Here is an 8,355-nt window from a genome sequence, read left to right as displayed (position 1 = left end):
GGACTTCCAGCAAAGTTTCCGCGCCCGTGTTGCCCTGCTAGAAGGCATGGATGCAGCAGTATTGCCGAAAATTGCCGAACGCCTGACAGTCACGGAAGGCGCAGTACGCCTGATTTCAACCTTGAAAGCTTTGGGTTATCGCACGGCTATTCTGTCGGGTGGTTTTCAGTATTTTGCAGAATATCTGCAAGCCAAGCTGGGGATTGATGAAGTACATGCCAACTGTCTGGATGTTCGGGATGGCAAGGTTACCGGTGAAGTCAAAGGCCATATTGTAGATGGTGCCCGTAAAGCACTGCTATTAAAGCAGATTGCAGATGAAATGGGGATTTCTTTAGAGCAGACCATTGCGGTGGGTGATGGGGCCAATGACTTGCCAATGTTGTCGATTGCAGGTCTTGGCGTGGCTTTCCGTGCTAAGCCCCTTGTTCGCCAGAATGCGACACAGGCCATTTCTAGTGTCGGTCTGGACGGTGTGCTGTATTTACTCGGCATGCACGATAAAGATCTGAACCGTGCTTAAATAATTTTATTAAGCAACGCGGCCTTAGGGCCGCGTTTTGCATTTCTGCGCGGGGGCTTTTTTTCCGCTTTTTGCACCTGACGCATAGAAAAACAGCAATCCGCTGAAACGGAAAAAATAATTTTTTAAGCCAAGCACAGCCCCGATGATTTTGTAATGACACGCCAACATTGGCACAGTCATTGATCCACAAAAACGATGGAAATAAAAAATGTAATGACAAAAGAATATCGCGACAAAGTATGTCGTAAAGTCGAAGAATGGGACTTTTCTTATGCTAAAAACTCATCATAATGCTGACATAGAAATTCAAATCAATATATTCCACTTGATGGACTTAACAGAATTCAATGCTTAGAAGTGTGAGCTGGTCAACGTATACATTATCTTGTTGGATGGAGGGGTTTTTATGGTAACAGCGAATCTGGCAACGATTGTAGGCTTGAGTTTAGTCGCTGCGGCTGTGCTTGCTGTGTTCTTCTCGCCTTATCGTCGCTGGTTAAGTTTTATGGCTGCGGGCATGCTGACCTGGGGTCTGATCGAAATGATTCGCAGCGGGACACAAGCCCTGTTTGAACTCCCGATGACCTATAGCTACCTGACTGCACTGACGATTGTCATGGCCATTGTCACCCTCTTGCTGTTGCGTGAGGACCGCCGTGCAGAACGTGCGCTGGCTAAACGCCGCTATATCGAACATACGCCGGTGTATGAAGATGACCAGCAGCAGTTATCCAGTCGTTAAGTCACCAGAAAGACACAGAAAAATGCACCGCTGGGTGCATTTTTTTATCACTAGGAGCGTAAAACCTCGTGGTTCAGCCCGAGAAAATAAGCGACTGGCGTAAGCCATACGACATTAGATGTCGTATCAAATATCCCTACTGTTCTCTACTTAAAATATTATGCTTAAAATAAGCACATGAAAACACTTAAACTTCGCATTAAAGACCAACACGCAAAGGTGCTGATTCAATTAGCATCTGAGGTGAACTTTGTTTGGAATTATGTGAATGATTTAAGTTTTAAGCACCTAAAAAGAACAGATGAATTTCTATCTGCATTTGATATTGCCCAATACACCAAAGGCGCATCTAAAGAGTGCGGTTTGCACAGCCAAACTATTCAGGCTATCACCGAAGAATTAGTCACCCGAAGAAAGCAGTTCAAGAAAGCAAAACTTAAATGGCGTGTGAGTAACAAGAAATCTGCAAGAAGATCACTTGGATGGATACCGTTTAAGAAAGTAGCGATCAAATACGCTGATAGATATGTTCAATATGGTAAACATCAATTCAAAATTTGGGATAGCTATGAGTTAAGCAAATACAGCGTTAGAACAGGCTCATTTGTTGAAGATAGTCGTGGGCGTTGGTATGTGTGCCTTGTAGTGGATTCACTGAAGCAAAATAAACCGACAGTCAGCAAAGCCATAGGCATTGATCTTGGTTTAAAAGATATCGCTACGTGTTCAGATAGTACAGTGATTTCAAACCCTAAATTTTATCGAAAATATGAGCAGAAACTAGGTATTGCTCAACGAGCAAAGAATAAAAAGCGTGTACGTGTATTACATGCAAAGATTGCAAATTGTCGTAAAGACCATTTGCACAAGGCAAGCACCATGCTTGTTAAAGAAAATGCGCTGATTGTAATTGGCGGTCTGAGTGCTAAGAAACTTATAAAAACTAAAATGGCGAAATCTGTTTTAGACACAGGATTTTCAGCACTAAAAACAATGCTCAAGTATAAATGCGAGAACGCAGGCGTATTGTTTGAGGAAGTCAATGAAAGTTTCACCTCCCAAATTTGTTCGTGTTGCGGTGAGATCACCGCAGGTAGTCCGAAAGGTAGGATAGATTTGCGAATAAGAGAATGGCAATGCAGTAATAAAAAATGTCTCAGTCTAAATGATCGGGACATTAATGCTGCAAAGAACATTCTTGCGCTTGGGCATAAGCGTCTAGCTGTAGGAATCTCCCTCTTTTAAGGCGGAGAGGATGTCAAGTTAGAAATATGATACAAAGTCATTCCTCAGCCTGGCTTCGATGTATGCTAGGATATTTTTCAATTTTCATACAATTAAAATAGGCATAACTCCATGAAACTGTCCTCCATTCCTGTGCTCAAATTTCCTCTGGTCGATCTCAGTACAGATCCCCTAGATTTGCTGGTTGCCGGTCTTGCGCTACGTATGAAGCAGCTGGCCCGTACTAGCCCGAAATTTATTGAACTGGTCCATGAGCGTCAATTCCGTATCCAGATTGGCACAGATGAAGGGTTTGCACGTCAGATCATTGTGAATAATGGTCAGATTGATACAGTTTCAGGTGATGCAGAAAAGGCGGATTTTGTTCTGCAATTTGCTGACAGCGAGCAGGGGGTTAAAACCTTGATGAAAGGTGATCCTACTGCCTTTATGACCGGCATGCAAAGCGGTACCATCAAGATGGAAGGTGATTTTAGTTTGTTGGTCTGGTTTAACCAGGTGGCGAAAATGATTCCACCAAAACTGCCAAAGCCTGTTAAAGAGAAAGTGAAAATGGCACGTCAGTTTATTAAAGAAAAAACTGGTAAATAAGATTTAAAAAATTCTAAAAGACAGGAAATGCTGGCCGATTTAAAAATGGCTGGCATTTTTATGGCGTTGAAAAATATTGAAGATGGCTAAGGTTTATTGGCAACCGTTTGAGACCGGATAAGCAAAAATAGTTCTACGGTCTATATATGGGTTTCTGATATTGAAAGAACTTTTGCTAAGAAGCAAAGCTTCTTCCCCTGGTGTGGAAGAGATCAAAGTAATCAAGCGCGACCCTGAAACAGAGTTTCTCAAGGAAAAACATTAAGAACAATAGATCAGGATAACCAAGTTGATAATGATCTATCCATAGCCGGGGTAACTTTAAGTTCTTTCTTTATGCTGCACATTATTCAACTTCTAAATTAAAGGTCACTGGTCCGTCATTGACCAGATGCACTTTCATGTCTGCCGCAAAAATACCGGTCTGTACATTGTCAAACTGGCTTTGGGCATATTCTACCAGTTGCTCATACAAAGCTTTTGCTTCAGTCGGCGGCATGGCCGGACCAAAATCCGGACGCAAACCTTTCTGGGTTTGAGCCATCAAGGTAAATTGAGATACCAGAAGTAAACCACCTTTGGCCTGACTGATATTCCAGCCCATTTTGCCTTGTTCATCATCAAAAAAACGATATTTCAATATTTTATCAATCAGTTTTTTGCCTTTTTCCAGATTGTCATTTTTACCTATACCCAGAAAAACCAGAATACCTTGTTCAATTTCACCTGTGATTTCTCCCTCAACCACGACTTTGGCTTCCAGAACCCGTTGCAATAAAGCGCGCATTTCACGTATAAACCGATAACTATATGGAGGGAGGTGATTGTAGCAAGAATGGCCTCTATAAAAATCTCCATTCTGAGTTTTAAACTCTTTAATTGTATGCTCGCTTTTGACTTTACCTTGCCGTCTGGAAGCCTTGTTTAAAAAATGGAATCTGCGATTGTTAGTTAGCTGCGCCAAGTCGACTATAATGCTCAAACTGAACAACCGGGAGCAAAAGCTGCGGCTGAATCTGCCAAAGGAATTGGTCAGCAACAGCAGTTGCAGAGCGTCATTCAGCAACAGGAGGCAGTACAGAACGGCGCCGAATAACTGCTGCCGGGCCATTTTATTTTGTTAAACTTTTGTCGATAATTCAGCTAGCTGTACGTAAATCCTGCAATCTTGCCTAAATATTTATGCTTTAATGCAGAAAAGCACAGCGATATTTCTCTTCATTATGGCGCCAATCATCCAATCTTTGTTAGATACTGACTTGTACAAATTCACGATGCTACAAGTGGTATTGCACAAGTTTCCCCAAACTCATAGTGTCTATCATTTCCGTTGTCGTAATCTGGAAGAGACGGTATATCCACTGACGGATATTCTGGATGATCTGAATCATCAACTGGATTTGCTGTGTCAGCTTAAATTTAAAGAAGATGAGCTGCAATATCTCCGTGGCCTGCGTTTTATCAAAAGTGACTTTGTTGACTATCTGGAACTGTTCCAGCTGAAACGCCGTTTTATTCAGGCCAGCATTGACAGTCAGGGCCGTCTGGACATTATTGTAGAAGGTCCGATGGTACAGGCGATGATGTTTGAAATTTTCGTACTGGCCATTGTCAACGAACTGTATTTCAGCCGTATTCGTAGCCCTGAGGTGCTGGCCGAAGGTGAACGTCGCTTAACCGCCAAAATTGAACTGTTAAAGCAGTGTGATGCTGCACAGGACCCAAATGATCCACCATTTTTGGTCTCGGATTTTGGCACGCGTCGTCGTTATAGTTTTGCCTGGCAAAAGCATGTGGTCGAAGAATTTAATAAGGCTGCGCCGCATGTATTCCGTGGCACCAGTAATGTGCTGCTGGCCAAAGAACTCGGCATTACCCCGATTGGCACCATGGCGCATGAATTCCTGCAAGCCTTTCAGGCGCTGGACGTACGTCTGCGTGACTTCCAGAAAGCAGCGCTTGAAACCTGGGTACAGGAATATCGTGGTGACCTAGGCATTGCTTTAACCGATGTGGTCGGCATGGATGCGTTCCTGCGTGATTTTGATCTGTACTTTGCCAAATTATTTGATGGCCTGCGTCATGACAGTGGCGATCCCTATGAATGGGGCGATAAAGCGTATGCGCATTATAAGCAGCTTAAGATTGACAGTAAAACCAAGATGCTGACCTTTAGTGATGGTCTGAATCTGGAAAAAGCCTGGAAATTGCACCAGTACTTTAAGAACCGTTTTCAGGTCAGTTTTGGAATCGGGACGAACTTGACCAATGATATGGGGCAGACCCCCTTGAATATTGTACTGAAGCTGGTGGAGTGTAATCGTCAGTCTGTGGCTAAAATTTCCGACAGTCCGGGCAAGACCATGACCGATAACGATACTTTCCTGGCTTATTTGCGCCAGGTCTTTGATATTGCAGAACCTGCTTAAAATTTTCTACAACCGTCTGAACCCAGACGGTTTTTTATTGGGGTGCTTTGCCTCAACTGTAGCTTATTTAAAATGATGCTAAGGATCTTTAGAAAAACCACATTAGTGAAAAAGTGAGCTGTGTTAAGATCACAGAGACTTGATCAATTCTATTGATGATAACCATGACAGCTTCCGCATTTAATTTTGGCCTGCTGATTGAGGCTGAAGATTTAGTTCCACATCTGGGTAATGAAAAACTTCGTATTGTCGATTTGAGTCGGGCCTCGGTATATGAACAATTACATATTCCGCATGCTTTGCACTTGCTGCCTAAACTTCTGCTACGCCAGGAAGAAAATGCGATGGGTTTGTTGCCGGATGTGGAAGGTTTGAACGCATTGATCGGTTATCTGAATATCTCTCCAGAGCATCATTTGGTGGCTTATGATGATGAAGGCGGTGCTTGGGCCGGTCGTCTGCTATGGAATTTGCATTGTCTGGGCTTTGAAAATACCAGTCTGCTCAATGGCGGAATTCATGCCTGGCTGGGTGCGGGCTTACCGACTTCTTCTAGGCAGGAACAATTTCTCACAGTTGAGCATTTGCTTCCGGTCCAGCTGGGAAATAAGCCTGATTTTCAGATTGGCTATCAAGATTTAAGACAACTGGTTGAAAATAAAAAGATTCAGATCTGGGATTGCCGTACAGAAGATGAATATACTGGCTTGCGTCTGGCTGCACGACGCGGCGGTCACATTCCGGGAGCACGTCATTTTGAATGGAGTACTGCCCTTAACCGTGAAAATCATTTAAAATTACATCCCTTACCACGTACCCGACAGCGTCTGGAACAACTCGGCTTTGATCTGGATCAGCCGGTTGTGGTGTATTGTCAGTCACATCATCGTTCAGGTTTGGCGTATATTCTGGGCCGTTTACTGGGCTGGAAAATCCAAGTCTATGATGGTGCGTGGAGTGAATGGGGCAACCGCCTCGATAGTCCAATCGCTACAGGGGAGGTGCTGTCTTGAGCATCACATCGCGTTTAAAGCAACAATTATTTATTAAGGCACAAGGTCTGGTGCCGCAGCATCGTCTGTCTCGCGTGGTGGGTAAAATTGCCGCCAGTGAAAACCCGATTGTGAAAAATGCCGCGATTGCGGCGTTCAAGGCACAATATGGCATTGATATGAGTATTGCAGAGCAAGCCAATGCCTTGAAATATAAATCTTTTAATGAATTTTTTACCCGTGGCCTAAAAGCAGGTATTCGCGCCGTAGATACCGATACTCGCAGTATTGTATCGCCTGCGGATGGCGCCATTTCCCAATTGGGCAAAATCGAAAATGGCGATGTGTTTCAGGCCAAAGGCCAGAAATATACCGTCGAAACCCTGATCGCTGATCCGCAACTGGCAGGACCATTTAAGGATGGTCAATTTGCTACTGTATATCTGTCACCGCGCGATTATCACCGTGTGCACATGCCATTTGCTGGAACTCTAACTGAAACCTTATATGTCCCCGGCGAGCTGTTCTCAGTCAATCAGGTGACTGCGGAAAATATTCCGGGACTGTTTGCCCGTAATGAACGCATGGTTTGCCTGTTCGATACCGAAGTGGGCCGGATGGCAGTGGTGCTTGTTGGTGCCATGATTGTGGCGGGTATTGAAACGGTGGCGACCGGTAAAGTGAAACCTTCCGGCCGCATTGAGCTGAACCAGCATAACCTGTTTCTGGAAAAAGGCGCTGAACTGGGACGTTTCTATCTTGGCTCAACAGCGATTATCCTGTTTGAAGAAAACAAAATGCAGTGGGATGCCGCCTTTAAAGCTAATTCATTGGTGAAAATGGGTGAAAAATTAGGCCATTTACTTTAATTTTTAACCCATAAGGCTAAAATGAACCCTCATTAAAAACAGATGTATTCAGCTATGAAATGCATCAATTATAAGTTTAGAGGGTTCAGCTAGAGGGAAGTTGATTTTATTTGTCTTGGCTTGAATCTTGAGGTAGAGACTTAAGTACAGCAACACCATGAACATTTTTTGATGTAATGCCGAAATAGATTTTTATATAATTGAAGTCAGTATAACCCACCCTCAGTACTTTTCTCCCGACTGGCTAAGTTTTTCAATCCACGATGTCTTTTCATTTGAAAATAAGGGCAAATAACCAGCTCGGTGGAATTAATAAAACGAATCCCTGTATCTGCCTTGACTGGATGGAAAAAATAACTCAAATCTCATAAGTAGTGTGGCATGATTTTGATAACGGGGGAGAGCTTAACAGTTTGAGAAAAGTGGCGTTTCAGAATAGAACAATCATGGGCGAATAAAAAGACTTAGCTTGAAAAGTTCGGGTCAGGTATTAGGGCGACCACGGGGTATTTCACTGCAAATGCCGAGCTAAGATATACCTCATAGTCTTAAGGTGAATAAAAAATCCCAGTCACGACCGACTGGGTGTTTTGATAGATTTATCAGCTTGCATACTGACTCTTTGCTCATTGTTCGACAGGTTTATGCAGTTTTTCTTTACCCTGCTCCCTAAACTATTTTTATATTTGCCACCTCTTACCCTCTCTTATAAGTCTCTTGCATTCTTTTCATTGATTTTTATACGATCAATCTTAGTGTTAGGGACGAGTTTTGCTATAGTAAGAATAATTTTAAATTTAACATCAGGACTAGGTTATGTCAGCGACACCACGCATTGGGATTTTAGGTGCAGGCGGCCGTATGGGACGCATTCTTATTCAGGCGGTTAATGAAGCCGGCTATCAACTGGCCGCTGCCGTAGAACGCCCTGAAAGCTCGCTGATCGGTGCGGATGCCGGTG

General features: G+C 43.4%; 9 protein-coding genes and 1 pseudogene. 8 read left to right on the top strand and 2 right to left on the bottom strand.

The features are described 5' to 3' along the window. The 4 genes from serB to E2K52_RS12215 all read left to right on the top strand — a co-directional run. The coding region (gene serB, locus E2K52_RS12230) for a phosphoserine phosphatase SerB (RefSeq protein WP_151205350.1) at positions 1-523 on the top strand (523 nt) is incomplete at its 5' end. Between the two features lie 409 nt (positions 524-932). After that, entirely contained in the window at positions 933-1,268 is a 336-nt protein-coding gene (gene aciT / locus E2K52_RS12225) for a ciprofloxacin tolerance protein AciT (RefSeq protein ID WP_151205349.1), read from the top strand. A 177-nt stretch (positions 1,269-1,445) separates the two neighbouring features. Then, complete coding sequence (locus E2K52_RS12220; protein WP_151205348.1) at positions 1,446-2,513, top strand: RNA-guided endonuclease InsQ/TnpB family protein; 1,068 nt, start codon at positions 1,446-1,448, stop codon at positions 2,511-2,513. A 111-nt stretch (positions 2,514-2,624) separates the two neighbouring features. Beyond that, positions 2,625-3,104, top strand: a complete 480-nt coding sequence (locus tag E2K52_RS12215; protein WP_151205347.1) for an SCP2 sterol-binding domain-containing protein — start codon at positions 2,625-2,627, stop codon at positions 3,102-3,104. 346 nt (positions 3,105-3,450) lie between these two features. Here the strand turns inward: E2K52_RS12215 and dtd are convergent, their stop codons facing one another. After that, positions 3,451-3,891, bottom strand: a complete 441-nt coding sequence (gene dtd / locus E2K52_RS12210; RefSeq protein WP_151205346.1) for a D-aminoacyl-tRNA deacylase — start codon at positions 3,889-3,891, stop codon at positions 3,451-3,453. 436 nt (positions 3,892-4,327) lie between these two features. Here dtd and pncB point away from each other — a divergent pair, with 436 nt between their 5' ends. From pncB to asd, 3 genes are all read left to right on the top strand, one after another. Continuing rightward, positions 4,328-5,533 carry a nicotinate phosphoribosyltransferase gene (gene pncB / locus E2K52_RS12205; protein ID WP_151205345.1) on the top strand — a complete coding sequence of 402 codons (1,206 nt, stop codon included), beginning with the start codon at positions 4,328-4,330 and terminating at the stop codon, positions 5,531-5,533. Between the two features lie 164 nt (positions 5,534-5,697). Next, positions 5,698-6,546 (top strand): sulfurtransferase, encoded by an 849-nt coding sequence (locus E2K52_RS12200; protein WP_151205344.1) that lies wholly within the window; start codon positions 5,698-5,700, stop codon positions 6,544-6,546. After that, entirely contained in the window at positions 6,543-7,394 is an 852-nt protein-coding gene (asd, locus tag E2K52_RS12195) for an archaetidylserine decarboxylase (RefSeq protein WP_151205343.1), read from the top strand. Before E2K52_RS12200 ends, asd begins: the two co-directional genes overlap by 4 nt. Before the next feature lie 206 nt (positions 7,395-7,600). On the opposite strand, the gene E2K52_RS15760 is transcribed toward asd, so the two are convergent. Continuing rightward, a complete protein-coding gene (locus tag E2K52_RS15760; RefSeq protein WP_151205342.1) occupies positions 7,601-7,756 on the bottom strand; it encodes a transposase in 156 nt (51 codons plus the stop codon). 454 nt (positions 7,757-8,210) lie between these two features. Here E2K52_RS15760 and E2K52_RS12185 point away from each other — a divergent pair. Beyond that, positions 8,211-8,355: pseudogene (locus E2K52_RS12185) on the top strand (4-hydroxy-tetrahydrodipicolinate reductase); the annotation flags it as partial.

Origin of the sequence: Acinetobacter sp. RF14B, assembly GCF_006864105.1 — a bacterium.
In the GTDB taxonomy this organism is placed as follows: domain Bacteria; phylum Pseudomonadota; class Gammaproteobacteria; order Pseudomonadales; family Moraxellaceae; genus Acinetobacter; species Acinetobacter lwoffii_C.
This window is presented reverse-complemented; position numbering and strand designations above follow the sequence as displayed.